Origin of the sequence: Pandoraea soli, assembly GCF_902459595.1 — a bacterium.
Classification (GTDB): Bacteria; Pseudomonadota; Gammaproteobacteria; order Burkholderiales; family Burkholderiaceae; genus Pandoraea; species Pandoraea cepalis.
Map to the genome: position 1 here is coordinate 1 of NZ_CABPSG010000047.1, position 775 is coordinate 775.

Consider the following 775-nt stretch of genomic DNA (forward strand, 5'->3'; position numbering starts at 1 on the left):
TGGGGTTTTCGGTTTGCGAGGCATCGTCACTCCTTGGCGACATGTTATGCCTCAAACACGAAATTAATGACAGCCCCAGATGCGTTGTTGCTCGCCATGATTCGATTCAACGTGTCGTGAATGCTGGCGCATTTGGCCATCAACTCGTCGAATGTAACCTCATCTCCTACCAGAACGTTATCTTCGATCATTGCAGCACAGTCCTTTGCAAGCGCGTCCCTGGCAGCGTCTGTCGGTACGATGCACAAGCCTCCCGACACGGCATGCCCGTAGTCGATGCTGTTCCCGCCTCTGTCCTTTTCAATGAAGAAACAGGACTTGTGCTCGGCCACCACTGATGCGACATCAACGTCAGCGAGGAGGGCATCGAATTGGGTGCTATCGGCAATCGACATCAAGTCATGCCAGTGCACTCATTAGCATTTCAATCTGACGTGTCTGAGTAGGTCCAACATGATTCGCCGAGGGGGCGACGTCGTGCAAATATCTTGCTCGCGAAGCTCGTGTATGCTCCGCATGTACCATATTTTATACTTTCGTTCGTCTGACTGTATATGATTGAAAGCCGTGCGTTGGGGTATGGGGAGGCGCTTAATGAGCTTCAGCTACTCAGAATTTGGCCGCATAGGTTCCATAACTGATTTTTGACGGAGAGTCTCACATGGCAGATAAACATCCATACATGTCGGGTTCGGGCGGCTTAGTCTCCAGTTTCAAGTGCAACACCGCGAATGATGTAGGGTGTTGCGATGAAGAAGAACTACAGGCATTTGAG

At 50.7% G+C, this 775-nt stretch carries 1 protein-coding gene; it reads right to left on the minus strand.

Annotation, left to right across the window (positions count from 1 at the left end):
* Positions 1–44 precede the first annotated feature (44 nt).
* Entirely contained in the window at positions 45–395 is a 351-nt protein-coding gene (locus tag PSO31014_RS22240) for a hypothetical protein (RefSeq protein ID WP_150553596.1), read from the minus strand.
* Between the last annotated feature and the right edge of the window lie 380 nt (positions 396–775).

Bases quoted from the DNA above. Each gene is read 5' to 3' on its own strand.
- PSO31014_RS22240 (WP_150553596.1), bottom strand. From the start codon at position 395: ATGTCGATTGCCGATAGCACCCAATTCGATGCCCTCCTCGCTGACGTT.